Source organism: Botrimarina sp., from assembly GCF_040219535.1.
In the GTDB taxonomy this organism is placed as follows: domain Bacteria; phylum Planctomycetota; class Planctomycetia; order Pirellulales; family Lacipirellulaceae; genus Botrimarina.
In genome coordinates this window covers 79113-104150 of the sequence record NZ_JAVJSH010000013.1, presented here as the reverse complement: position 1 = coordinate 104150, position 25038 = coordinate 79113, and the positions used below count along the sequence as shown (strand labels likewise).

The window sequence follows — 25038 nt, the reverse complement described above, 5'->3', positions numbered from 1 at the left end:
CGTTTGGGCGTGATTTTGCCCGACGCAGCGACTACCCTGCGACGCATCAAACCGCCGTGGGGTCCGAGAAGATGAGCGAGCCGATCCGGGTCGTGTGCGACGGCTGCGGAAAGACTATCCGGGCGCCGGCCCATTACCTCGGCCAGACGGCGCCGTGCCCCGGTTGTTCGACCCCCGTGCGGATCGAACGCCAATTCCGAGCGCTCGGCCGGGGCGGTGACATCCTCCCGGAACCCGAGCCGCCTCCCGCCACGTCGCCGCTCGACACCAAACCCTGCCCGTACTGCGCCGAGACAATCAAAACGGCGGCCAAGAAGTGCCGCTTCTGCGGCGAGCTGCTCGACCACGGCCTGCGGCTAGATCGACTTGAGGCCCGCGGAGGCCGCGGGGTCAGTGGCTCCGGTCTCGCCATGGTGCTCAGTTTCGTGGTCCCCGGTCTGGGCCAAGTCTACAACGGCAAGGTGCTCGTCGGCATCCTGTGGCTGCTGCTGGTCGTGATTGGGTATAGTGCTTTCGTCCTGCCCGGCCTGCTGCTGCATATCTGTTGCGTTATCCACGCGGGCGGCGGCAGCGTGGTCTCGGCCGTAAAGAATCTCTGAGAAATGTTCCCGCGGGGAACCATTCTCACGCCGCGTCCGCCAGCTCCCCAATCGCTACGACCGCGATCTCGACCGGCGGCGGCTCGACCACCTGGCGATTCGCCCGCGTCTCGGCGTCCGATCCGGATTCCGTGTCCGCCGGCCCTCGGGTCAGGACTTTGAACGCTCCCCGATCATCTACTGGACACCTCCGAAACCGCAATGGAGCCTCCTTCTAGGCGCTCCAGCTCAGCAGCGAACTGCTGCAGCAAGCGATAGCTCTGCTGCATAGCCGCGAGCCTCTGTTGCTCTCCGGGCAGCGAAGCGCTCAGGCGGTTGACCGCAGTCTTGGCCTGGTTCTTCTGCACGATCGGCTTTGCTCCGTCGGCGGCGAGATAGGCTTGGGCGGCGGCCAACTGTGACTCCATCGACGCCACCGCAGCCTGCTGCCGGCTCCCCTGTCGCTCGAGTTTGCCAAGCAGCGACATCACGATCGGCGTCGACACCGGCGCCGACTTGCCAGGGACGCGTTCCCAGCGACAGCTCAGCTTCAGGAGCAGATCGTCGGCGGACTTCGTCGGCGGGGTAGTGCACTCGATCTCGAGCCACGCCTTCGGCTTGGAAGAAAGTTCGACCTCGAGTTTCTCGCCCTCCCCGATCACGCCATCGGCGGGCGCCATCTTCGTTCCGCTCACCCCCTCGATCGAGAACCGAAGTTTCGCGTCAGCGGGTACTGCTATCGGCAACCCAGTGCTGGGATCGTCGAAGCTGATCGGCACAACGGCCACCTGCGTGGGCTCTTCCTGTTCGGCCAGGTCGACCACGCCAAGTGGGGCCTCCGTCGTGGCGGGCACTTGTTGCGATTCGGTCTGAGCGGGCTCCGGTCTGATCTCGGGAGCAGTGGGCCGCGGCGCCGGCGGGACGGCTACTGGCGTCGCCGTGCTCCGAGTAGTGCTCGGAGGATCGGGCTCGGGCCTCCTGTCGACCGCTGGGGCTTGTCGCTGCGCTGAGTCGCGGACCGCTGCAAGTAGTCCGGGTAGATCGACGGCTTCCGGATTCATCATCGCGTACAGCGCGGCTATCGCGAACGCGAGCAGCGACAGACCGCCAACGAGCCGGACCAGCAGAAGCATCGGCGACGATCGCCGGCGAACTACTCGCCGGGGTGCCGGGTACTGACGGCTCGGCGGAACTTGCTGGGCGGGACGTCGACTGCCCCGGCTCAGATCGCCTGCCGGCACCGGCGAAACGGCCGGGGCTTTCGACGGTGGAGGGCCGCCTTTAGCGATCGCCTGAGGCAGCCTCACGACCTGGCTGAAGTCCCCTAGTCTGGCGCGAAGCCCACAGCGGGGACACTCGGCAAGCTTCCCTGCTGCTTTCTCGTCGACCGAGAGGACTGCCTTGCAATTCCCGCACCTGACTCTGATCGCCATGCCGCGCCGGGCCAATGTTGGCCCGCTCTGTCGGGTGGTAAGACGGTTGGCTTGCCGCATATCGCCTGGCGGCAGTCTAGACCAACTGATTGCTAAAATCTGCCTTACCGCTGCCCCGCTATCTGCACCGTCGCGGCTTCGCTAAGCCCTCACCCGGTGCGCCGCACGTTCCACAGGCCGCGGGTATGGCGCCGGTACAGCTTGGCAACCCTCTCGTCGCTGCTGACGGTCCGCTGGATCGCTTCGCTCTCGTCGACCGCCGTGGCGAGCCAGGGGCCGTAGGTCTCACCGCCCACGGCAAAGGTCAGTTCCCACGGGTAGCGCTTCACCGGCGGCCGCTCGCCCTGGATCTCGCGGGCCTCCGCGTCGGTCGCCGTGCCGAGCACGTCACGCGCGGCGGCGGCCTCGGCCTGGTCCTCGGCGCGGGTCTCTCCGTCGATCGCTAGTAGGGTCTCGCTGCTCATTGCTCGCATCCTTCTCGCTTGAGGTTCAAAACGGCTCGGCCGTAGCGGCCGGCGTGAATTGTACACGGCCGGGCGTGCTGCTCGGGGCGTGAGTTCACACGTTCGGCGAGGATCTCTTGCCCCGAATTGTGCGCCGGTTTTTCGCGTGGCGCGCGTAAGGGCCGGGACGTGTGGCGCAGTTGGGTTCCGGTGGGGATTCGGACCCCGGCCGAGAGCGTGTTCTCCACCGATCGCGAAGGATCGGTTACAATCGCGGCGCCGGCGGGTGGCCACCCGTCAGTTCAACTGGGCCAGCGGATTGATCCCCGCGTCGGCCTGCCGCTGTGACCCTCCCTCCCGGTGGTCCAGCGGCGGGCCGGGCTCTTCAAAAGCCGGGAGGGCGTGAGCGTGACGAACGGACAGCTGACGGCGGCCGAGAACGATCTCGAGCAGTGGGTCGAGTCGTGGCGCGAGCTGCGGGGGCGTTGGGACGATTTCGACTACAAGCACGGCGAGGTGCGCCTAATTCGCGACCGATGGCCGGCGGCCGAAGGCGAGCCGCTTTTCTTGATGCGGCCAGTAGAGTACGGCGAGGTCGACGATCGCCCCATTCGCGTGCATGAGGCGTTCGGCTGCCTCGCGTTCCAGCGGCTACCTGCGGCCGCGATTCGATACTGGGCTCTCGCCCACCGTCGCGTCGCTCGCTTGGCCGGCAATTGGGTTTCTGACTCGTGGGCGAGGGAACTCCACGCCGCACAATCGGCCGAAGATGATGCGGTCACTCTCTGCCTTCAATCGGCTGAGCACATGCTGCGGTCCCCCGTCGACCTATGCGAGGCGGGCTGGCACACTCCCGCCGACGAGGTGGGCCGCGCCGGGTTATGGGCCGCCATCTTGTTCGAACACGCGGCTGCGACCTTTGGCTCTGAGTTCGACCGTATCGGGCCGCCGTGGCCCGGCCTGGAGTGCGACGAGCCTTCCCGCGTGGAACACATCCCAGCGCGAATCGCCCGGGTGAGCCGTGTCGCGATCGATCGCCTAATCGAGATCGCATCGACCGCCTGTGCGGCAGGCTCAGAGCCGTTTGTCGATAGCGAGAAACCGCCGGCCGGCGGAGCGGCCAACGAGGCGCCGTCACCCCCTGAAAAGGGCCGGCCTAACGTTCACCCCGAGGAAGAGTCGACCATCCCGCTAGAGTGGCGAACGGACAAGATGTCGCTCAATGAGCTTGCGAGGATTCATAAGGGCAGAAAGACGAATGCGAGCACCTACTTCGGCGCGCAGTGCCGGCAAGAGAAGTTCGTCTTCTACGGTAGCGGCCGGCTATATCACACCGACGTTCACAACTTCCCTCGCGAGAAGTGGCCCCAGCTCGTCGGCGATGCCCGGGCAGAACAGCTCGCCGCGAGCTTGCGAACGATAGAAGTTCGATAGGAACGATAGAAGTTCGATAGATCCAAACGACTCGCGCCCCGAGCAGGCGCGGTGACCCATTACTCTTCGATCCATGCAGCCGCTTGCCGCGGCAGTCAGTCATGGTCCCGAGGAGACGATCACCGTGCCCGCAACCCTTTCCCGCCCGACGGCGGACGATCTCACCGCCGTCCCCCGCCGCTATCTCTCGTACCGAGAGGCGTCCCTCTACACCGGCTACAGCGTCCGGACTCTGACCCGGGCCATCGGCGATGGCGAACTCGACTGTGTCGAGCATGGCGCCCGCCGGACTATCGATCGGTTCGATATCGACGCGTGGCTTGCGGGCAAGAAAAGCCGCCGGCAGGCCGCGTCGGCCTGAGTGCAACCTCGCGGGCCCCGCCCGCTGCACACGGCCGAGCGGCTCCTCCGCCGTGGAAGTCTTCACCCGAGCCATTAGGAGACCGGGAGACATGGCAATGACCAAACAAGTGGCGGAGGACTACTTCGCCGAAAGCGTTCCTGAGTACGCCCACGCTTTAGGAGTGGCGTGCGACGTGCCCAGCGTGCGGGAGCAGCTGCTCACCGTCGCCGCGGAGATCGAGAGCGGCGAACAAACAGACCGTGAGGTGCGATCTCAGCTCACGTTCTGGCTGCTCGACCTGATCGACGCGATCGAGGAGCACGTCATCGACGACCACGTCCGCGACTTCGGAGTGGCCCTGCTCGAGTCGATCAACGCGTCGGGAGCACCTGACGCGATCGAAGCCCTAGCTCGCCGAACCGCCTGACCCCAAAAACACAGCCACCCCGCGTCCGGAGATCGTCGCAAACGACCGGGCGCAGGGCGGCGTGTTTGGTGGCTCAATTCCCCATGCCTAAGGAACAAGCCTCAGCGAGCAAAAGCATGATACCAAGTTGTCGAGCAACTGAACAACTCCGCTGCCCGTCCTGCCGCCGGCAATCGGCCAAGGTCGATCAGCTAGAGCGGGTCATCGATCGCCTGGCCGTTCGGCTGGTGGAACTCGCCCGCGTTGTCGCCCGTCGTGAGATCGACGACGAGCACGCCCGCTGGGTCTCTGAGACCGGGGGGGCGGGCTGATGGTCATAACCACGGCGAACGGACATGCCGGCGAACGCTTCGAGGTGGGGAGCCACCGAAAGCTATACCCGTCGCACGTCGACCAACTCCTCGAGCGTGGCATCACGCTCGAGACGGCCGAAGGGGCCGGGCTCTACAGCGAGAGCGACCGCAACCGGCTCGCCAAGATCGTCGGCTGGAAAGGCTACCCGGCAAAGTACGGGGCCGCCGTTGTGTTCCCGTACCGCGACGGGGGCCGCGAGATCCTCTCACGCATCAAGCCGGACAACCCGCCGTTTCGCAACGGCAAGCGGCTGAAGTACCTGCAGCCCAAAGGCGTCGGCGGGAGCTGCTACTTTCCGCCAGGTGTTCGCGAACTGGTCAACGCCGGCCGGGCCCGCATCCTCATCACCGAGGGCGAGTTCAAGGCTCTGAAGGCGACGCAGGAAGGGTTCGCCACGATCGGCCTGCCCGGCGTCAGCATGTGGAACCGGCCCAAGAGCGTCTCGCTGTGTAACGACCTGGCGTCGATCGACTGGAAGGGCCGCACGGTCTACATCGCATTCGATAGCGACGCGGTCGAAAAGGCCGAGGTGGCTCTCGAGGAGTCCAAGCTTGCGGCGGCCCTAACCGCCGAGGGCGCCGCGGTTCGCGTTGTCCGGCTGCCGGCCGGGCCGCCCGACGCGGCTGGCGAACCAACGAAGCTGGGGCTCGACGACTTCCTTGTCCACTACGGTCCGGGCGCGCTCGAAAAGCTAATCGAGCAGGCCCAACCGGCCGACGAGATCGACCCGGGATCGCTCAAGTGCGAGGCCAAACAGGCCGACCCGGCCGACACGGCGAAACACTTCCTCGCCGAGACCGCGATCGATGGTGAGTCGCGGATTCGGTTCTACCAAGGGGCGTTCTGGTACTACTCCGGATCGTCCTATCGGGAGCTGGCCGAGGGAGACCTTCGCGCCAAGGCGGTCGAGTTCCTCTCCGATCGCTTTGTCATGGTCAAGGGCGAGCACGCGTCCAACCTGCTCGAGCACGTACGCGCAAAAACGCTGGTCCCCGCTCACCTGTTCCAGCCTATTTGGCTGCCGCCACGCTCCGGCGACGAGCCGCCGGCGGTGGAGTGCGTCTCGTTCCGCAACGGCATCGTGCACCTGCCCGCGGTCGCCAGGGGTGAGGCCAAGCTGCTGCCGTCGACCCCGCGATTCTTCACCACCTGCGGGCCCGACTTCGCGTTCGACCCGAGCCCGCCGAAGCCGGAGCGGTTTCTGCGGTTCCTCGGCGAGACGTTCGGCGACGACTGGCAATCTGTGGAGCTGCTGCAGGACTGGTTCGGCTACTGCCTCACGGCCGACACGCGGCAGCAAAAGTGTTTGCTGATCGTCGGGCCGAAGCGATCGGGCAAGGGGACGATGGCCCGCGTGCTGACCGCGATGCTCGGCAAGGGGAACGTGGCGGCGCCGACGCTCGCGGGGCTCGGCGAGAACTTCGGGCTGCAGTCCCTGCTAGGCAAGCCGCTCGCGATCATCCACGACGCGCGGCTCTCCGGCCGCACCGATCAGGCCAAGGTGGTCGAGAGGCTGCTGTCGATCACCGGCGAGGATCACCAAACGGTCGACCGGAAGTACCGCGACCCGATCACCGTGAAGCTGCCGACCCGCTTCATGGTCATGAGCAACGAACTGCCGAGGCTGTCGGATTCGTCCGGAGCGTTGGTCGGCCGGATGCTGCTGCTCGAGACGCCGAACTCAGTCTACGGCCGCGAGGATCACCACCTGACCGACGCGCTCCTCGAGGAGCTGCCCGGGATCTTCGCATGGGCCGTGGAGGGGTGGGTTCGGCTACAGCAACGCGGCCGGTTCGTCCAACCCGATGCGGCCCTCGAGCGGCTCGAGGATCTTGCCGAACTGTCGTCGCCCGTGAAGGCGTTCCTCGGCGAGCGGTGCGTCGTCGACCCCGGCCAGCAGACCGCGAAGAAGCACGTCTACGCGTCCTGGCGTTCGTGGTGCGAGAGCCACGGGCTCCGACCGACCGGCGAATCGACGTTCGCGAGGGACCTCCTGGCGGCTGCTCCGGCCGTCCGATCGAGCCGCGTGCGGCTGGACGGCTCGCGGGAGCGTGTCTTCAACGGTTTGGGGCTCATGGCCCCCTCTGAGTGGGGGGAATACGCATGAGGTGTCCCGGGGTGTCCCGGGGTCTGTCCCGGGGTCCGATCGACCCTAAGTCCTTACTACCAAAGGCCTGTCCCTACTGTCCCGGGACAAACGCCCACTCAGGTGGGGTGAAATCGTGAGAGAGCAAAAAACACCCTCGCAGGGAAACACAGAAAAGGGTTTCCGTGTTCAACCCCGGGACACCCGGGACACCCCTATTTCTATAGGGGCAAACGGGCCCAATTTGGCCACCCGACCCCGGGACACGTCCCGGGACAGCGACGAGAGCCGCGTGCTCGCGTGCCCGCCCGCGTCCCCGAATCTCCCCGGCGAAAAACCCGCCCACGCCCCCGGCTGCCCGTGCGGCAACCCGGCCCACCTGAGCGTCGACAACCCGTTCGGGGAGGACCTCGCTCGCCACGCGGCCGCCCTCGACAGCTGGCAGCTCCGCGACACGCTCGCCGAGGTCGAAACCCAGCTCGGCGACCTCAGCCAGTTCGGCGGCCAGCACGCGGCGCCCGCGACCGACCGCCAGTCGCCGCGGCAAGAGCAACGCGTCGACCACGCCCGCGAGACCGCCGAGGCCCTCAGCGAGGAGGCCCCGCCGTTCTGAGAGCCCCACCCGTTTTTGACGCAAAAACGGCCGACCGACCTCCGGCTCGCTTGACCACGCCCGACCAACCCCGCCTGCCCCGGACTCTGCACGATTTTCACGGACAGCAGCCGCCAACAGCGGCAAAACCAGACCCGGTGCGAATCCCCAAGCGATTCGGACCCCTCCCCGAAAGGAACCCAGACGATGCCCACTGCCACCCTTAAGCGACCCGCGATCACCAAGCAGCGGCTCAGCGAGCGGACCCTCGCTGCGCCCGGCAGCGTCGACCGGACGGCCAAGGTCATCCGCGGCGTGAAGATCATCGGCACCGTGAGCCGCAACGGCCGGCGGTACACCGAGGAGTGCCTCCGCGACGCGGCCGGCCTGTACGAAGGGGCGAAGGTCTACCTGGACCACCGGAAACCGGGCGGCTCGCAAAGCGTCTCGGCGCACTTCGGCACGCTCCGCAACGTGCGGTGGGTTCCCGAGCGCAAGGCCGTCGTCGGCGACTTGCACTACCTGGCGAGCCACCCCTCGGCGGGCCCGATCCTGGAGGCGGCCGAATCGCAGCCCTCGGCGTTCGGACTGTCGCATGACGCCGATGGCGACGTGCAACGCCAGCGTGGCGAGTCGGTCGTCACCAAGATCCGCAAGGTGTTCAGCGTCGACCTCGTAGCCGACCCGGCGACGACGGCGGGCCTGTTCGAGAGCGCCGATCCGGGCTTGCCGGTTCGCGACGACGACGAGGCGCGGAGCCATTGCTTGCTCGCCCAAACGCCGCTGGCGAAGAAGGCTATCGAGATCCTGAAGAAGCACGGCCGCGGCGGCGCCGGGCTGTTCGACGAACTCCGCGACCTGTTCGAAGGCGTCGTCGCGGGCGAGCCGGTCCGGGAGAGCGCCTACCCCAGCTCGCAGACGGCCTTCCTACGCGAGATCCGGCGGCCGCGTGACCTACGCGACCTGGAGGAGTCGCGACGCAACAGCGGGCGTGTCCGGGGCCGTAGCGCCGCCCTGACGGCCTACCCCGGCTCGCAATCGGACTTCCTCGCAGCCCTCCGCGGCTGACGCGAGAACGCCAGCGATCAACCTGGAATTTTCCAAGTTCACACGAACCACCCGACCCCCCATAGGACAGCATGACCGCAACAGTAGACATTGCCGCCGCTCTCGCCCCCACCGAAGCAACGCAGGACGCGTACCGCGACTGGGTTCTCTGGATCGCCGAGACGGGCCGAGCGTCAGACGATCCAAACGACCTGGACGAACTCCGCGCTCTGCTCGCGGCCCTCGGCTACCCGCCGCAGCGCCTGCAGTACGACGTCGACCGCTGCGGCTACCGCCAACAGTGGGCGGCCGATCTAGAGCGGTGCGACGCGTGGCAGCACGAGATAGACGCTATGCACGAGGCGTGGAACGCCGCGTCGACCGCGTGGTGCGAGGCCCCTATGTCGGAGCGTACGGCCAAGCGCGAGGCGATGGATCGCATCTACGGCGACCGCAAGCAGCTCGTCGACGTGCGGCAAAGCCTGCTCTTGTCGAGCGAGGGCCACCTGTGGGCGACCGCCCGCGTGGACCCCGAAACCAACGTGCCAGTGGGCGACTGGTCCGACTGGCGCAACGTGCGGCTCGCCAGCGAGGAGGAGTGGAACCACCAGCGCGAGTGCCTGGCGAGCGGCGGCCTGCCGCTGTTGTACATCAAGCCGAAGCGCAAGCCATCCAAAGCAAACAGCGAGGCCGCCCATGCCGGTTCAATCCGATAGCGAAAGTGAGGCCCCGATGGTCACCGGTATCGCCCATAGCACGACCGACGCGGAGCACGTGGAAGAGATCGAAGCCAAGCTCGGCGACGACTGGCCCGACCTCACGCCGCTGCAACGGAACTTCCTGGCGGCCTTCGCCCTCGCCGGTTCGGTCCGGCGCGCCGAGAAGGCCGCCCGGGCGTCGCGCCGGTCGCACTCGCGCTGGATGGCGACCGACCCGGACTACGCCGAGGCGTTCGAACAGACCCGCCGCGTCGCGTCGGACATGCTTGAGGAGGAGGCCCGGCGCCGCGCCGTGGAAGGGTGGGAAGAGCCGATCTTCCAGAACGGCAAGCAGGTTGGCGTCAAACGCCGCTACAGCGACACGCTGCTGATCTTCCTGCTGAAGGGCAACAACCCGGCCAAGTTCGGCGACCGGGTCGAGCAAACGCACCGGGGCAACTCGCCGGTGGCCCTGTTCGAACTGCCGAAGAACGGCCGCGAGATCGACGTTCAGCTGGTGGACGATTGGTACGGCCCGCAGCGGCGGCCCGCCGAGATCGACGCCGAAAGCGGCGACGATGCGTCGGATTCTGCCCCGGATTCTGGCGGGGCGGCCCTAAAAGCCTACGGGGCGGGATGAGTTGGGTTCCGGCGAGGATTCCGAGCCTGCCTCTCTGCGATCTTTGACAATTCGGGCGGATATGGCCCCGGGGCGGTTGGCGAGCCGCTCCGGGGCGCCAGTGCAGCGGACTCGCAGTTGTCGAGCGGCAGGGCCGGGTTGATCGGGCTCGGGTAGTTGCTCGGCGTGACGTGGAGGTCGAGGGCCATACCGGCAGCGTGACCGCTACCCGTTGCAGATACCGCACGGCTCGCCCTCTTCAGGCCCACAGTACCGGCCCTGCTTGGTGTTCCCGAAGTTTCGGCAGCTGCGGTTGTGCCGCTTGTTGCTCTTGGTGTTCAGCCAGTGTGTCTGCTGGGCTTCGTCAAATGGGCCGGACGCTGCCGCCGGAGATCCCCGAGCCGGGGCCGGACCGGCGACGATCTCGTCAGCCGGCGCCGGAGCGGTGAACAGCGGCCTCGGCGCCCGCCCATCGGGAAGCCTGCCCGCCAGCATCGCAGCGATTCGGTAGCCGGCCTCAGCCGCGCGGCGGTGCGACACCGCGCCCGCCTGCTTGTAGTAGGCGGTGTCGAGCTGGACCGGATCAAGCAGCACGGCGCCCTCGGCCTGATAGACGGCTTCGCGAACCGACGCGGTGTAGACCGCCGACCCGGCGAGCCGCCAGCTTTCGCGGAGCCAATCCTTCGGGGCGAGTTCGTCGGCCGCCGCTTCGCCCGCCTCGGCGTGCTCCTGAGAGAACTGCACCGCCCGGACCCGGACCCGCGAGAAGTCGGTCCGCCGCGGCAACAGCGCCTGATCCCAAAACGCGTGGAGGTTACCACCCGGCCCGCTGATCGGAATTGCGTTGCCGCCCTTATCGCCCTCGGGGAATCGCCCGGCCGAATAAAGCGCCGACGAGTGGCAGGGCTGGTGCGAGTCGGCCGCCAAGTGGAGGAACCAACAAAGGGCGACGGCCCGGTCGGCACGGGGGGCGCTGTCGTCGCCTAGCACGCGCAGTGCGCTGCCGATCGCCTGCACCACGTTCTGCCCGCTGGCGTCCGGGTCTGCCGGCGGCTCGGTGTCCCGGTTGCCCGGCAGCTGCTTGCCGAGCGCTTCGCGATCGTCCGGCGTCAGGAACACCGGCAGATTGACGTAGTGCCAGGTGGGCCGATTGAACCGCGACACGTCCTCACGGCTGACGGCGCCGCGCGAGCTGCGGACCTGATCGGGCCACGTTCCGGCATGGGCGAAGGCCCACACCCGCTTCTCGCCCTCAGAGCCGCGCCACACGTCGCTAGGGACGCTCTCGGCGAAGTGCTGGGCAAAACGCGGGTGGTCCGCCAGAAGGGCGACGGCCCGCTCCTGATCGGCCTCGCTGAGCTGGCCCCACGCGATCACGTCGATGCACTGGTGGCCGGGGGAGTTCCACGCGAGGGACGCCACGGGGGCGGCGAGGGCGATTGCGAGGATTGCGACGAGTCGAGCGAGCATAGCGGCATGGTAACCAGCCGATTCTGCCAGGTTTAGCGCCGCCCGAGGTGGAAGAGGCCGGGGCCAGCGAACACACTGCCCGGATGGCCGCAACAAACTGGCGATCCATCGCCTTGATCGCCGCTCTCGCTTTTGCTGCTGGCCTCTACGCTGTCCCGGCTGCCCGATTCCTGATTCGGGCGGGCGATGCTCCGGCGGTAGTCGTGGGCGACGACACCCGCGACCGGGGATGGGGTGAAAAGTTCGCCGAGGTCTGGATCTCCAGCTCGCAGGACGCGACAGAGCAGCCAGCCTATGTCTACTGGTCCGCTGCGAGCGACCCGGCGCCGCTGGTAGTCAGCCTGCACTCGTGGTCCGGCGACTACAAGCAGCACGACCCGCTGGCCGAGTTGTGCGCGGCCGCTGAGTGGAACTACATCCACCCGGACTTCCGCAGCGCCAACAACCGCCCGGAGGCCTGCGCCAGCCGGGCGGCTCTAGCGGACATCGACGACGCGATCAGCTACGCGATCGACAACGGCACGGTCGACGAGTCGTTCGTCTATCTCGTCGGCGGCAGCGGGGGCGGGCACGCGTGCTGCGCGGCTTCGCTTACGTCGAAGCACGACATCCGGGCGTCTTACGCGTGGGTACCGATCACCGACATCGCCGCCTGGTATCACCAAACGGCCGACCGCGACTTGAGGTACGCGGCCGACATCGAAGCCGTGCTCGCCGGCGTCGACGACTTCTACGAAGCGGCCCGCGAGCGGTCGCCGCTATACATGCCGCTGCCGCTGCGGACCGGGGCTCTTCACGTGTTCGCCGGGGTCCGGGACGGGTACGACGGCAGCGTGCCGATCAGCCATTCGCTGGGCCTGTTCAACCGGCTGTGCAGAGAGCTGGGCGAGCCCGACGCCGCGGTGGACGAGGGGGAGTTGATCGCCTTGCTGACACGCGACCTGCGCGAGCCGGTCGGGAAGCTCGGCGACCGCGCGGTGTGGCTCCGGCGCGACACCGGCTTCGGCAGCCTCACGATCTTCGACGGCGCGCACGAATTGCTGCACGAGGTCTGCTTCGACCTGATCGTCGACGACTACCGGTCGGGCTCGAATTGAGCTGAGCCCCGTAGCGGCCCCCTAACGCGTCGCACGCGATCACGGCCTAGATATCGGGCCGACCGATTCGGGGCCGCGAGGCGGCCGGTTGTGCCTTCGCTCAAGAAGTCGACCTTCGCGCTCCCGTCGCAGTCTGGGCAGCGATCGTGATCCAGACGATGAGCACCGACGCCGGCTCCGGAACCGTGGCCGCCGTGATCGGCGCGATATCTCCGAAGTACGAATCCCGCCAGAGGGTGTAGTCCGCCGCGTCGACAACCGAGTCGCCGTTAAGGTCGCCCTGAGCCCTGGTGGCATCGAGAGCGCCGTAGTTCGCCCGCCAGAGCATGTGGTCGGACAGACCCACGAAGCCGTCACCATCCGCATCCCCTGGAAGTCTTTCGACAGGATCGGCGTAAATTTGGAAGGCATAGGCTGTCTCGTAGCTAGCCTGATCGACTCCGCTGAGCGTAAGGGCGCCGTCGACAATGGAGCCATTTGCGTAGCCCGGGTACAGCTCACCTCCGACACACGATCCGTGTCGGGGGGTCTTCCAGTTGAACGAATTGCAAGGGGAGGTAGTCGCTCCGAATTCGCCCTCAACTTCGTGACTCATGATGTAGCTGGGGAAGCGGAACGCCGGAGGGGTAATCACGTTCCCTTCAAATGCATAGGTGTGGTCCGAAGCCTGGACAGGCGACACCCCGCGAGGTTTAACCCACACGACGGGGAAGATGTACCCCTCGTTGGCTTCCGAGTAGTGAAGGAAGCCGCTTATGGTGAGGACTTCCTCAGGAGGCGGATCGGACACGTTAGTCCAGCGGTAGACAACGCGGCTCCGGTCAGAATCGATTTTAAAGAATTGTTCGTTCTCCGCTTGAGCCCAGTTCGGCGTCGGGAGCAGGAGGCATCCGAGCAGTGAGAGTCGACGGCAGGTCATCGGGCGTTTCCCGGCGGCAGCGGACGCTGAAAATTCCGGTGCCTAGCCTAGGTGCTGATCCGCCGCGCTGCAAACGTGTCGTCGATCCGCTCGTGGCGCCGCAACTCCACCAGCCGGGTAGGCGCCGCCGTCTGTTCGTAGCGCCCCATGCCGCGTCGGTCCGCCACGCGACCGAGATATCGACCAAGCCCGCCGGAGGCCGCGAGACGGCGGCACAGAAGGCCGCTCTTCGCCAACGCTTGCATCCGACCGCCGAAACCGCGAAGCTAGCTCCGTCAAAGCTACCCGGCCCCTCGGCTGTCACCGGCGGGTCGATCTTCGGGCTTCTGGGCCTGAGCAAATCAGATGTCGAACTTTAATCAGAAAACAGAGCGCGTCGCCGTGGGTATCGGTCCGCCGTAAGGCCTCCGGGGCGGTTCTGATTCCGCCTGACAGTGCCTACGGCGACGCGCTTTCTTTCGGGTCATTCTCGTGACTCACGCGGCCATATGCAGCGGCGCTAGCTGCTGCGCTGATTCTTCCCAGGCGGCGGCCGACCCGGTCGAGCGTCGGGGGCTGCTGTCGCGGCTGTTCAAGGGCTGATCGATCAACGCCCGGCCGCTCCGCGTGGGGCGGCCGGGCTCTTTCTTAACCGGGGGGAACCGATGGCGACGCTTTCTAAAGAGCCCGACGCCAAGAGCAAGCGGACGGGCAAGGTCCTCAGGGGCGGCTACCGCATCCAAGTGATGATCGACGGCCAGCGGCGGAGCATCCGGCTCGGCAAAATGCCGAAGGCGCAGGCCGACAACGCGAGGCGTCACGTAGAGGCCCTGGCGTCCGCCAGGATCGACGGCAGCGCGCCGCCGGAGCCAACGGCCGCGTGGGTTGGCGGGCTCTCTGACACGCTCAGGGGGCGGCTAGAACGGGCCGGGCTGGTTCGGCCGCGGGACGCGCGTAGCGGCATGACCGTTGGGGAGCTGGTCGACAAGTTCCGGGCCAGCAAGTTCCCCAACTACAAGCCGAGGTCAAAGGCGACGGTCGATATGGGGCTCAAGGCCGTGCTCCGCATCATGGGGAGCGAGACACTGGTTCGGGACGTGACCCCGGGCGACTGCGAAGACTACAGCAACCAGCTCAAGAGCGAGGGCCTGTCCAAGGCGACCGTGCACAAGCGGTGCAGCATCGCGACGAGCCTGTTTCGCTACGCCATGAAGCACCGGATCATCGATCGCGAGCCGTTCGCCGATTCGGACGTCAAGCGGTCGACCGTCGCGACGACGCGGCGGGCGATCATCAGCGAGGCCGACGCGAAGCTAGTGCTCGACAAGCTGCCGGACGCCGAGTGGCGGCTGCTGTTCGTGCTGAGCCGGTGGGGTGGTCTCCGCGTGGGGAGCGAACCGAGGACGCTCAAGTGGTCGGACGTCGACTGGCAGCGTATGCGTATCCGCGTCCGCAGCCCTAAGACCGAACACCACGAGGGCCACGCGAGCCGCGAGGTCCCGATCTTCCCGGAGATCGAAGCGGAGCTGCGCGACGTGTGGGAAGCGGCCGAGCCGGGCGAGGAGTGGGTTCTGCCGTTCCTCCGCAGCCGGACCGACTCGGCGCTCCGCAAGCCGCTCAAGGCAGCGATCAAGCGGGCCGGCCTCGAGGTCTGGCCGCGATTGTTCCACAACATGCGGGCCACGCGGCAGACGGAACTAGAACAGAGGTTCCCCTCGCACGTGGTCTGCAAATGGCTGGGCAACAGCGTTCAGATTGCGAACAAGCATTACCTGAGCGTGACCGACGACGACTTCGCGAGGGCGACCGAAAAAACGGTGCAAAATCCGGGGCAGACAGCCGACGACACGGGCGGACAGGCCGCGACAACGCAGAACCCCGACGCGAGCGAGCCGACAGAAAGTCCCGAGGAGTCTAGCCCTGTCACCCCGTGTCCAACCGGCCGGGCAACACCGTCGATAGGATCGAGGTCTTCAACCCGGGGGCGGCCGCGGTCGATCTGGACGGCTGGTTCGTCGACCGCGTGGGTGACTCGGCCCTCGCCGACGACGCCGCGCCGCAGGTCCGATCGCTCGTAGAGGTCGGCCAGTCGCTACGCAGCAACCCCACCACCATCCCCGCCGGCGGCGTGGCCGTGCTCTACGACGGCGCGGGCCTCGGCTACGACCCGACGCGGTTCCGCGCCGCCTGGCCGCAGACGCCCGGCGCCGCGGTGCTGATCGGGGTCGACGGGTGGAGCGACAACGTGCTGAACAACTCGCCCGCGCCGAGCGACTACGCGCCAGCCCTGCCGGGCCGGACGGTCGGGTTCTGGCCGAGCGACTCGGCGTACCGCTCCGACACGCTCCAGACGGCCGAACAGGGTGTGCGGGTGGTGGGCGTGCAGAGCGCCGCCTTGTCGTTCAGCTACGACGACGCCGACGACTGGCCGCGTAGCAACAACGAGGCGTCGGTCTTCTTCACCACCGGTTCGCCGAGCAGCGGCGCGTCGTGGCTGCGGAGCACCGCGGGCGAGGCCGGCGCGTACCAGAGCACCGCTACGGTGCTCGCTGGCGAGCGGCTCAACGGCGCCGACTTCGGCAGCCCGGGCGTCGCGCCGCCCGGTTCGGCGAGTGGGCTGGTGATCTCCGAGATCATGTACAACCCGGCGTCGATCAACGGCCCGACCGAGTGGGAATGGATCGAATTGGTCAACGGCGGTCCGGCGATCGATTTCGCCGCGACGCCGCACTTCCTCGACGACGACGACGGCTCGCCGCTGGCGGAGCCGAACGTCGTCGCGGGCCAGTTGCCCCGCGGCGGCGTGGCCGTGCTGTACAACGCCGACGCGGCCTCGCCCACGGAGTTCGCGGCCGCCTGGTCGGCAGGCGCGGGGTCGGCCTTGTTCTTGCCGATCGACAACTGGCCGGCGCTAGCCAACGGCGGCGACCTCGTGGGGCTCTGGAGTAGCGCCGGCGCGTACGAGGCGGCTGTCGCCGCCGACAGCCTGGCCGGCTCGGTGGCGGGCGTCGTGTACGACGACTCGGGCGACTGGCCCAGCAGCAACAACGCCGATTCGATCAGCCTCGCCGCGCTGGGGCTCGACCCTTCGCAGCCGACGAGCTGGGTCCGCGCGTCGGGCGACCCGGGCGACCCGGCCGCGCGCGAGGCCGCGCCGGTCGTGACGAGCGTTGTGGACAACTCGGGGCTCGACGTCGGAAGCCCGGGCCTGGTCGAAGGCGTCGTCGTCGACCCGCTGGCCGGCGACTACAACGGCGACGGCCTAGTCAACGCGGCCGACTACACCGTGTGGCGCGACGGCGGCCCGCTGCAGAACGAAACGGCGAGCCTCGGCGCGATCGACGGGGCCGACTACACCGCGTGGGTCGCCGCCTACGGCGGCGCGGGAGCGGTGGGCGTGCCGGAACCGGCTGGGGGTGTGACAGCGATCGTGGTAATGATGCTCGCGGGCAGCGGGGTATGTGGGAGGACAACTAGCAGGAACCGGGTTCCAGCGGACCAAGGGCGGTCAGGTTGTCCGGGGTGGGCGGGCTAGGACCAAATCGCGTGAGCGTGAATCGCTCATGTAGCGAGCTTGCCGTCTGCACTCACTCCCAATCGTCCTCGTCGGCGACTCCAGCTGCGTACTGGATCTCCTCGACAAGCGCAAAGTCGTCGTCAGACATTTGAATCGATTCCCGATACTCCAACGCTTCTGGCTCGGCAACGTAGTCGACTTCCCCGTGGTGTTCAACGACGATCTCTCGGATGCTCTCAAGGTTCGTTCGAAAGTATTCCTTCCGGAGGTTAACTCGGTTCACCCTGCTGCCATGCAAGGCGCGGTGAAGGGCGTTCTCAAGCTTGGGCGCGTCATCGCATGAGATCATCATGTGAACATCGAAGGGGAATGGCACCGACGCGTCACCGAGCTCCTTAACCCGGTCAAGTGGCTCAAGACGTCGAGTCATTCCAACTTTGAAGACACTCTCGCCAAACGAGCCTACATTGGAGATCACGTAGATGTGTCCGGCGCGAGTCTGCTGGGCCATTGACAGCGCGCGCTGCGAGCGCGCCTCCGCTTCCGTGAGCTTTGCCTGAAGCGCTTCGACCTCGGCTGTATGCTCGCCAGCAGCTTTCGCGAGCGCTTCGGCGAGGGCCGCCTCGATCGCTTGCCGTTCAGCGGCCACGCGTCGCATCTCACGCTCTAGTTCCCGCTCCGCCTTCTGCTCTTCGCGGATTTTGGCCTTGATCCTCGCTTGCTCCGCTTTCGCGTGCTCCCGCCGTAGCACAGCCTCATACTCCCGCTTTAGATCACTCAATAGTTCCGCTTCGGTGTCGGCGGGCACCTCGTATTCGTTCTTCCGGCAGAATTCAATCGCCTTAATTAGCCGGTCCTTTTGCGTCGAGAAGTTCTGCCCAGTGAGCTTTGAACCGACCCATTTTGTAGTGTCGTTGAGAAAGCGTCTTCCAAGATTGTCGATAGTCTTTTCGCGGTTGTTGGCGAAATCTACCATCCTTTCGGCTTCACTTCGTTTCTCGTGCACCTCCTTCTGGAGTTTAGCGCGTTCATCGGCGATTATGCGATCGAGATCAGAATGAAATTGACGCCACTTCGTGACAGCCTGACCATTCTGCTCGAGGAGTCGTTCGATCAACTCCCTTGCCTCGGCACGCTCCCTCCGAGCCCGCATGTAATCGGCGTGGGTGATCGCGTAAGCGGTGATTGGGAACGTGCCAAGAAACAAAACGAGGAATGCAAGGAAGCTGCCGCTTCCTTCGGCGCCGCTGACAAACGCACCAATCGCTCCGACTGCGGCGAGGATACCGGCGGCGATCGAAACGTAGGCCGCGTAGTCGAAAAGCCCCTTGGTGCTCTCTGGCACAAACGGCTCCGCTGGCTTTGGCGGCGACTCGTGTACGTCAACGAACTTGACCGTCTCGTGGCATCGCGGACACCGTTGTGGCTTCTCGAATGCGGCCGCCGACGCTGACACGCGCGCCTGACACTTTGGGCAGAAGCGAGAGACTTTTTCGCCGTTTTGCACTGCTCGGCCTCAGCCGTTAAAGTCGGACTGGATTGAGCATACTGTGGCCAAATTGACGCAAGCGATCAAGCGAGTTAGAGCGAAGACAAGCGCCAGTAGGCATGCTGAGCGTCTAACGTCATGCGAGCATCCGTGAAGACTGACGCCGCGGCTGCTCTGCCTGTCGTCGGAGAGAGCGCGGCACGCCTGGATGTGAGATTGGCCGAATGGACTTAACGCAACGCTATCGTGTTGCTCGCCGACGCGAGCGGGCCTTTATGCATTATCTGAATCCGAGCCGAGTCTTGAGTGGCGCCATGGGAGAACGCAGTCTGTCAGGAGCGCTTGTCGGTTCGCTCGCAACAGCCGCGTTTGTAGCCACGATCCCGCCGCTCGCCCACGCCGGCGAGGCGATCGTCGACCTCACGCACCCGTTCGACGGCGACACGATCTACTGGCCGACGGAGACCGGCTTCGTCCTCCAGCGGGGCACGGCCGGGTTTACCGAGCGGGGATACTTCTACGCGGCCAACCGCTTTTCCGCGCCGGAGCACGGCGGCACGCACCTCGACGCGCCGTTCCACTTCGCCCAAGAGGGCCAGACCGTCGAACAGACTCCGCTCGAGCGGCTCGTCGGGCCGGGCGCGTGCGTGGACGTGTCGGGCAGGTGCGCGGCGGACCGCGACTACCAAGTGACGGTCGAGGACCTGCTCGCTTGGGAGCGAGAGAACGACGCTTCGCTCGAGGGCAAGATTGTCTTATTGCGAACCGGTTACGCGAGCCATTGGCCCGACCGCGAGAAGTATCTCGGCACAAGCCAGACCGGCCGTGCGGCGGTCGACCTGCTGCGCTTTCCGGGCCTGCACCCGAGCGCCGCCGATTGGCTCGCAACGAAGCGGCAGATCGAGGCCGTGGGCATCGACACCGCAAGCATCGACTACGGCCGGTCGGCCGACTTCCAGAGCCACGTGAACCTGTTCAAGCGGAACGTGCCGGCGCTAGAGAACGTGGCGTCGCTCGCGGGCTTGCCGCCGGCCGGCTTCCGGGTGGTCGCGTTGCCGATGAAGATCGCCGGCGGCTCCGGCGCGCCGTGCCGGATCATCGCGATTCTTGAAGAGTGACGCGGCCGCCGCGCTCGAAAGTCGCCTCCCACCGCCATGGCTGTCGCGCCAGGCGGCGCTTCACGAGCTCGACGCGGCCGGCTTGTGGGCCGACAGCTCGTAGCGGCGGATCTTGCGGTCGAGCGTGGAGCGTTCGATGCCGAGGATGCCGGCCGAGCGGCTCTTGTTCCAGCCGGTGCTCTTGAGCGTCGCGAGGATGTGCCGGCGCTCGATCTCCGCGAGGGGCACCGGCTCGTAGGAGCCGCCGCGGCCGGCGGGGAGCTCGGCCTCCGTGTCGCCGCTGGTCTTCAGCGTGGAGAGGACCAGGTCGTCCACGTCGATCACCTCGCCGCGCGCGAGCACCACGGCGCGCTCCACCACGTTCTTCATCTCCCGCACGTTGCCCGGCCAGCGGTAGCTGAGCATCGCCTCGGTGGCGCGGGGCGTGTAGCCGGTCAGACGGCGGCCGGTCTCGGCGTTGAAGCGCTCGAGGAAGAACCCGGCTAGCACCGGGATGTCCTCGGGCCGCTTGCGGAGCGGCGGCACGACGATCTCTAGCACGTGCAGCCGGAAGTAGAGGTCGCGCCGGAACTGGCCCTCGGCGACCTGCTGCTCGAGGTCGCGGTTCGTGGCCGCGATCACACGCACGTCGACCTTGATCGCCTTGTTGCCGCCGACCCGTTCGAACGCGTGGCCCTCGAGCACGCGGAGGAACTTGGCCTGGATCGACGGGCTCATCTCGCCGATCTCGTCGAGCATCAGCGTGCCGGTGTGGGCGGCCTCGAACTTGCCGACCTTGCGGTCGGTTGCGCCGGTGAACGCGCCCTTCTCGTGGCCGAACAGCTCGCTCTCGAGCAGCGACTCGGACAACGCCGCACAGTTGAGGCACACGAACGGCCCCTTACGGCGCGGGCTGCTGAAGTGGACCGCCCGCGCGACCAGCTCCTTGCCCACGCCCGACTCGCCGCGGATCAGCACGGTGGCGCGGCTCGGTGCGGCGCGGGCGATCTCGCCGGTGACGCGTTCGATGGCCTCGCTGCGGCCGACGATCTCGCTCTCGACGCCGAGCCGCTCGCGGAGCTGGCTGTTCTCGTGCTTGATCTTGTCGAGGTTCTCGGCCAGCGCGTCGCGACGCGCCAGGTTCCGCAGCGCGACGGCGACCGTGTCGGCCACCGCGAGTGTGAACTCCAGGTCGTCCGGGTCGAGCGCGCGGCCCGAGTCGGTCGAGTACAGGTGCACCAGGCCGAGCGGCCCGGACTCTTGCCGGATCGGTGCGCACAGCACGCTGGTCGCGAGGATGTCGCCGCTAGAGTCGCGAGCGCCGAGCTGCGAGTCGTCCATGATGTTGCGGGCGAGCACGCCCTGGCCGTCGCGCAAGACGGTGCCGGCGAGGAAGTCAGACACCTTGTGGTAGCGGTGCGGCGAGTCGCTCCGCGCGGCGGTCTGGCGGAGGGCCTCGGGGCCGGGGGCGCCGGGCTCGCGGCTGTCGAGTAGGAGGACCGCGCCGGCGTCCGCCTGGGTCGCGTCGAGTAGGCCGTCGAGCGCGCGCTTGGCCAGCGACGGCACGTCGGGCTCTTTCGCGAGTTCGAACGCCAGTCGGCAGAGCATCGTGGCCGCGCGGCCGACTTTGGGTTGCGCGTCGGCGACCGAGAGGATCTCGGGGTCGGTGCCCGGGTCGAAGTCGGGCTCCAGGTAGCGGCTCTGCAGCCGCCGGTGCGTGATGTGGGTCGGTTCGAGCGCGAGCGGCTCGAGGACGCTCTCGGCGTCCTCCAAGCGGTCGGGCTCGAACTCGGCCGAAGACCCGCCGTCGCCGTTGGCGTCGCCCGTGGCCGGCTCGAGGTCGCCGAGGCTCGTGGAGCCGGCCAGCGGCTTGCTCGCGCGGAGCACGCTCCCCGAGTCGGGGAACGCCTGCGACAGGTTATCGACGAAGGCGAGCCAGGTCGAACCGATCTGGATGATGTCGCCGGGCGAGAGCGTGTGGTCGCTGGTGATCCGCGCGCCGTTGACGGTCGTGCCGTTGCGGCTCTCCAAGTCCCGCAACACCCACTCGCCCGCCGAGGGGAACACCTCGGCGTGGCTGCGGCTGCAGCGTTCGTCCTTGACGACGATGCGATTGGTCGGCGCGCGGCCGATCGTGACGTTCTCGCCTGGCAACAGGCGGAAAACGTCGGTCCACTTGGACCCCTCGCGGATCACCAGGTAGTCGGTCGTTTCTGTCGTGTGCGACATCGACGGCGGGTGGACAGACCGCAGGGAGCTGGGGAATCGGCAACGAGGGTTGGAGCGAACCGCTGGCGCCGGGCAAATCGTGGCCGGTTTCCGCCAAGCGGGGGCAGCCCGGCCGAAAGCCAAGAGAGCCAACGGTTTACAGCTGCACTGTACGATATTGCAACAATGCCGTTTTGAACAGCGAAACCCGGCCGAGTCGCGGGCAATTACGGCCCGCCGGCTTCGCTGGTTCGACCCGCCGAAACCGTTTGCTGCGACACGACTTACCAACTATTCTCAAACCGGTGCGCCTGATGCCTGCTCGCTAGTTGTTGGCCGACCTGGCTCGGTTAGGACGGCTCGTTGTCCCGCCGCGAGAGAAGGCCAGGCAAGCGGCGCGGTTTGGGCGAATTGGTCGCTTCGGCGCGTCGGAGAATTCGGTAACAGAGACCAACACGGCCCGTCGCGTCGGCGGCGCGAACCCTCAGTGTGCGGAGACCCCCTGCGATGCGACGACCGTATGCCCACCACGTGACGACCCCCGCCGTAGCCGCCGCGGTGGCGGCCGTGCTTGCGGCGTCCTCGGCGTTGGCTGGCGGGTTGATCCGCGCCCCGGCCGTGGGCGGCGTGTATATCGACGCGGAGGGCGTCGTGACGGCGCCGCCAGCGGAAGGGAGCGAACAGCTCCGCGCCGCGTGGCAAGCGGGCCTCGAGCCCGCGCCGGCCGACTTGCAGCCGCTAGTGGATCAGCGGTTCGTTTCGCTCCGCGGGCTGAACGAAAAGCTGGCCGAGGTCCGCAAAGCGGGCCTGCCCGTGCCGGACGAAGTCCGATACCTGGCCGGCTTGCTGCGTGTTAAGCACGTGCTGGTCTACCCGCCCACGGAAGAGCGGCCCGGCGACATCGTGCTCGCCGGACCGGCCGAGGGTTGGCGGGTCGACCGGCTGGGCAACACGGTCGGCGTGACGACCGGCCGCCCCGTGCTGATGCTCGACGACCTGGTCGTCGCGCTGCGCGCCGCCGAGGGCGCCAACGGGCCTGGGATCAGCTGCTCGATCGACCCCACCCCCGAGGGCCTCGCCCGCGCTCAGCAGGTGACCCGCCGGCTCAACCCGGGAGAGGGACCGCTGATGGCCGCGCGGCGGCTCGAGCAGGCGTACGGCCGGCAGGTGGTGTCGGTGGCCGGCGTGCCGGCATCGAGCCACTTCGCCCGCTCGCTGGTGGCGGCCGACTTCCGCATGAAGCAGATCGCGATGGGCTTCGAGCCCGCCCCGGTTGGCGGCCTGCCGAGCTACCTGGAGATGGTCAATGTCGGCGCGGTGAAGGGGAACTTGCTGCCACGTTGGTGGCTGGCGAGCAACTACCAGCCGCTGGGCCGCGACAAGGACGGCCTCGCATGGGAGCTACGCGGCCAGGGTGTGAAGTGCCTGTCGGAGGAAGACTTCGTCGACGCGCAAGGCGAGCTGACGCGGGGCGGGGGGCGAGACAACACCGACGCCGACCGCTGGGCCGGGCTGTTCACCCAGCGGTTCGACGAACTTGCCGATCACGACTCGTCGTTCGGCCACGTGCGGAACGCGTTCGACCTGGCGGTCGTGGCTTCGCTGCTGACGCTCGAGGACCTGTGGACGGTGGCCGAGTTGGCCACGCCGCAGCTCGCCGTGGAATTCGAGCCCGAGGAGTACGCCACGCCGAAGTACGTGGCCACGCAGGCCAGCTTCTTGAAGCGCGGCGCCAAGTGGGTCATCACCGCCTCGGGCGGTGTGCAGGTCTTCCCGTGGCAGGTGGCCGACAAGAGCGAAGAGTCGCCGCAGCTGGCCGAGCTGCGCGAGAGCCAGGGCGCAGCGAACGCGGACGCTTGGTGGTGGCAGTGAGGCCGCGTTGCTCGTGGAGACGCTCTACGTCGAAACGACGGTGATCGGCAATATCGCCGGGCGTGACCATCCTGATCCAGCGATTGCCGCTCGGCAACGGCTGACTCGCACGTGGTGGCGGTCGCTCGGTACGAGGTACAAGCCGTATGTGTCAGAGTTGACAATCAGTGAGTGCAGTGATGGAGACCCCTCGGCGGCTTCGGAACGTTTAGGCATTATCCGCCGTGTTGAGGTTCTCACGGAGACGAGCGACGCCGAGATCTTGGCGACGCTGCTGCTAGATCACCGGGCTTTGCCGGCCTCCGAGCCTCGTGACGCGCTCCACATCGCACTGGCGGCGGTGAACGGTATAGACTTCCTGGTGTCGTGGATTTTCAAGCACATCTTGAATCCCCATTTGCAGCAGAAAATCGCCAGCACGTGTCGCGGAGCGGGCTTTCCCCCGCCGGTCATTTGCACTCCCCAGCAACTAGCGGAGTCCGATGACACCACTTGACCCGACGGAAGAGATCCGTGCGATCAAGCGCAAACTCGCCGCCGAGTTCGGCTTCGACGTGCACCGCATCGCCGAGGACATTCGGCGGCGTCAGGCGGAGTCGGGGCGCACCATGTCTCGCTTCCGCCAAAGCGATTCGAGCAATCGCACGCTACCGATGCGGGCGCCGGTGACTGACGCGTGACGCCGTGTTGGCGCCGCGGTCGTTTCAGGCCGCGCGCTTGAACGGGTTCCAACGCTTCACCATCGCCGACACGCCGTGCCGCCTTTCGCTGCGGCGGACGGCCGCTTCGTCGGTCACGTAGTTCAGCTGCAACGCGCGACGCACCCCCTCGAACGGCGCGTGGCCGTGCCAAGCGGTCGGGCCGTTCTTGAATGCCAGCAGCGTGCCGAAATGGGGCGGCGCTTCGACGGCGTAGTCGCTGAGGTCTTCGCTGCGTAGCAGACGCAGGCGGCCTCCGTCGGCGGCCCACGGCTCGTTCAGGTAAAGCAGCACCGTCACGAGCTTCGACTTGCTGTCCGTGTGGATCTGGCCGTCCTTCAGCCGGCAGCGGCCGCGAACGGTGAGCGTGGTCGGGCGGTTCGACAGGTCCATTCCGAACTTCTCGGCAAAGACCGTGCGGACCTCGGGCCCGCGCAGCGCGCGGCAGAGCTTCTCGAAGAGCGGCCCGCCGGGCACGGCGTCTTGCGGGAAGCTGCCCCCCTTCTGGATTGTCGGGTAGTCGGCCAAAACGTGGCCCATCTCCGACTGGGGCACAAAGCCCCGTGCGATCAGGTGCTCGAACGGGTCGGACGAGACCGGGGCGACGCGGAGGGCGTCGAGGTTCAGTAGGTCCATGG

The 25038-nt window shown here is 67.1% G+C and carries 23 protein-coding genes; 16 read left to right on the top strand and 7 right to left on the bottom strand.

The window, feature by feature from the left end; translation table 11 throughout:
- Positions 1-71 precede the first annotated feature (71 nt).
- A complete protein-coding gene (locus RIC11_RS07540) occupies positions 72-599 on the top strand; it encodes a hypothetical protein (RefSeq protein ID WP_350209918.1) in 528 nt (175 codons plus the stop codon).
- A 173-nt stretch (positions 600-772) separates the two neighbouring features.
- On the opposite strand, the gene RIC11_RS07535 is transcribed toward RIC11_RS07540, so the two are convergent.
- The gene (locus RIC11_RS07535) at positions 773-1711 is read right to left on the bottom strand and encodes a hypothetical protein (RefSeq protein ID WP_350209916.1); all 939 of its coding nucleotides are present in this window, start codon (positions 1709-1711) and stop codon (positions 773-775) included.
- Between the two features lie 449 nt (positions 1712-2160).
- Positions 2161-2475 carry a hypothetical protein gene (locus RIC11_RS07530; protein WP_350209914.1) on the bottom strand — a complete coding sequence of 105 codons (315 nt, stop codon included), beginning with the start codon at positions 2473-2475 and terminating at the stop codon, positions 2161-2163.
- A 381-nt stretch (positions 2476-2856) separates the two neighbouring features.
- Here RIC11_RS07530 and RIC11_RS07525 point away from each other — a divergent pair, with 381 nt between their 5' ends.
- The 9 genes from RIC11_RS07525 to RIC11_RS07485 all read left to right on the top strand — a co-directional run bounded on the left by RIC11_RS07525 (position 2857) and on the right by RIC11_RS07485 (position 10075).
- Positions 2857-3888, top strand: a complete 1032-nt coding sequence (locus RIC11_RS07525) for a hypothetical protein (protein WP_350209912.1) — start codon at positions 2857-2859, stop codon at positions 3886-3888.
- Positions 3889-3961: 73 nt separating this feature from the next.
- The gene (locus tag RIC11_RS07520) at positions 3962-4249 is read left to right on the top strand and encodes a helix-turn-helix domain-containing protein (RefSeq protein ID WP_350209910.1); all 288 of its coding nucleotides are present in this window, start codon (positions 3962-3964) and stop codon (positions 4247-4249) included.
- 97 nt (positions 4250-4346) lie between these two features.
- Positions 4347-4658 (top strand): hypothetical protein, encoded by a 312-nt coding sequence (locus RIC11_RS07515; protein ID WP_350209908.1) that lies wholly within the window; start codon positions 4347-4349, stop codon positions 4656-4658.
- 116 nt (positions 4659-4774) lie between these two features.
- Positions 4775-4969 carry a hypothetical protein gene (locus tag RIC11_RS07510; protein WP_350209906.1) on the top strand — a complete coding sequence of 65 codons (195 nt, stop codon included), beginning with the start codon at positions 4775-4777 and terminating at the stop codon, positions 4967-4969.
- Between the two features lie 44 nt (positions 4970-5013).
- Positions 5014-7119: a phage/plasmid primase, P4 family gene (locus tag RIC11_RS07505; RefSeq protein ID WP_350209904.1), complete on the top strand. Its 2106-nt coding sequence runs from the start codon at positions 5014-5016 to the stop codon at positions 7117-7119.
- 223 nt (positions 7120-7342) lie between these two features.
- A complete protein-coding gene (locus tag RIC11_RS07500; RefSeq protein WP_350209903.1) occupies positions 7343-7711 on the top strand; it encodes a hypothetical protein in 369 nt (122 codons plus the stop codon).
- Between the two features lie 186 nt (positions 7712-7897).
- Complete coding sequence (locus RIC11_RS07495; RefSeq protein WP_350209901.1) at positions 7898-8758, top strand: hypothetical protein; 861 nt, start codon at positions 7898-7900, stop codon at positions 8756-8758.
- 71 nt (positions 8759-8829) lie between these two features.
- Positions 8830-9453 (top strand): hypothetical protein, encoded by a 624-nt coding sequence (locus RIC11_RS07490; protein ID WP_350209899.1) that lies wholly within the window; start codon positions 8830-8832, stop codon positions 9451-9453.
- A gap of 16 nt (positions 9454-9469) precedes the next feature.
- Entirely contained in the window at positions 9470-10075 is a 606-nt protein-coding gene (locus RIC11_RS07485; protein WP_350209897.1) for a selenoprotein S family protein, read from the top strand.
- A 204-nt stretch (positions 10076-10279) separates the two neighbouring features.
- Here RIC11_RS07485 and RIC11_RS07480 read toward each other — a convergent pair whose 3' ends face one another.
- Positions 10280-11524, bottom strand: a complete 1245-nt coding sequence (locus tag RIC11_RS07480) for a S1/P1 nuclease (protein ID WP_350209895.1) — start codon at positions 11522-11524, stop codon at positions 10280-10282.
- Between the two features lie 203 nt (positions 11525-11727).
- Here RIC11_RS07480 and RIC11_RS07475 point away from each other — a divergent pair, with 203 nt between their 5' ends.
- Complete coding sequence (locus tag RIC11_RS07475; protein ID WP_350209893.1) at positions 11728-12621, top strand: alpha/beta hydrolase family protein; 894 nt, start codon at positions 11728-11730, stop codon at positions 12619-12621.
- Between the two features lie 100 nt (positions 12622-12721).
- On the opposite strand, the gene RIC11_RS07470 is transcribed toward RIC11_RS07475, so the two are convergent.
- Positions 12722-13540 (bottom strand): hypothetical protein, encoded by an 819-nt coding sequence (locus tag RIC11_RS07470; protein ID WP_350209891.1) that lies wholly within the window; start codon positions 13538-13540, stop codon positions 12722-12724.
- 644 nt (positions 13541-14184) lie between these two features.
- On the opposite strand from RIC11_RS07470, the gene RIC11_RS07465 reads away from it, so the two are divergent.
- The gene (locus tag RIC11_RS07465; protein WP_350209889.1) at positions 14185-15597 is read left to right on the top strand and encodes a tyrosine-type recombinase/integrase; all 1413 of its coding nucleotides are present in this window, start codon (positions 14185-14187) and stop codon (positions 15595-15597) included.
- A 1509-nt stretch (positions 15598-17106) separates the two neighbouring features.
- On the opposite strand, the gene RIC11_RS07460 is transcribed toward RIC11_RS07465, so the two are convergent.
- A complete protein-coding gene (locus RIC11_RS07460; RefSeq protein WP_350209887.1) occupies positions 17107-18381 on the bottom strand; it encodes a GIY-YIG nuclease family protein in 1275 nt (424 codons plus the stop codon).
- Positions 18382-18839: 458 nt separating this feature from the next.
- On the opposite strand from RIC11_RS07460, the gene RIC11_RS07455 reads away from it, so the two are divergent.
- A complete protein-coding gene (locus RIC11_RS07455; RefSeq protein WP_350209885.1) occupies positions 18840-19643 on the top strand; it encodes a cyclase family protein in 804 nt (267 codons plus the stop codon).
- A 60-nt stretch (positions 19644-19703) separates the two neighbouring features.
- On the opposite strand, the gene RIC11_RS07450 is transcribed toward RIC11_RS07455, so the two are convergent.
- On the bottom strand, positions 19704-21851 hold the full coding sequence (locus RIC11_RS07450; protein ID WP_350209883.1) for a sigma 54-interacting transcriptional regulator: 2148 nt from the start codon (positions 21849-21851) through the stop codon (positions 19704-19706).
- Positions 21852-22337: 486 nt separating this feature from the next.
- On the opposite strand from RIC11_RS07450, the gene RIC11_RS07445 reads away from it, so the two are divergent.
- From RIC11_RS07445 to RIC11_RS07435, 3 genes are read left to right on the top strand one after another with little or no spacing between them, the layout of a single operon-like run.
- Positions 22338-23702: a DUF1598 domain-containing protein gene (locus RIC11_RS07445; RefSeq protein WP_350209881.1), complete on the top strand. Its 1365-nt coding sequence runs from the start codon at positions 22338-22340 to the stop codon at positions 23700-23702.
- Positions 23703-23715: 13 nt separating this feature from the next.
- Positions 23716-24198 carry a type II toxin-antitoxin system VapC family toxin gene (locus RIC11_RS07440; RefSeq protein ID WP_350209879.1) on the top strand — a complete coding sequence of 161 codons (483 nt, stop codon included), beginning with the start codon at positions 23716-23718 and terminating at the stop codon, positions 24196-24198.
- Entirely contained in the window at positions 24185-24382 is a 198-nt protein-coding gene (locus tag RIC11_RS07435) for a hypothetical protein (protein WP_350209877.1), read from the top strand. Before RIC11_RS07440 ends, RIC11_RS07435 begins: the two co-directional genes overlap by 14 nt.
- A gap of 24 nt (positions 24383-24406) precedes the next feature.
- On the opposite strand, the gene RIC11_RS07430 is transcribed toward RIC11_RS07435, so the two are convergent.
- Positions 24407-25036: a 2OG-Fe(II) oxygenase gene (locus RIC11_RS07430; RefSeq protein WP_350209875.1), complete on the bottom strand. Its 630-nt coding sequence runs from the start codon at positions 25034-25036 to the stop codon at positions 24407-24409.
- Between the last annotated feature and the right edge of the window lie 2 nt (positions 25037-25038).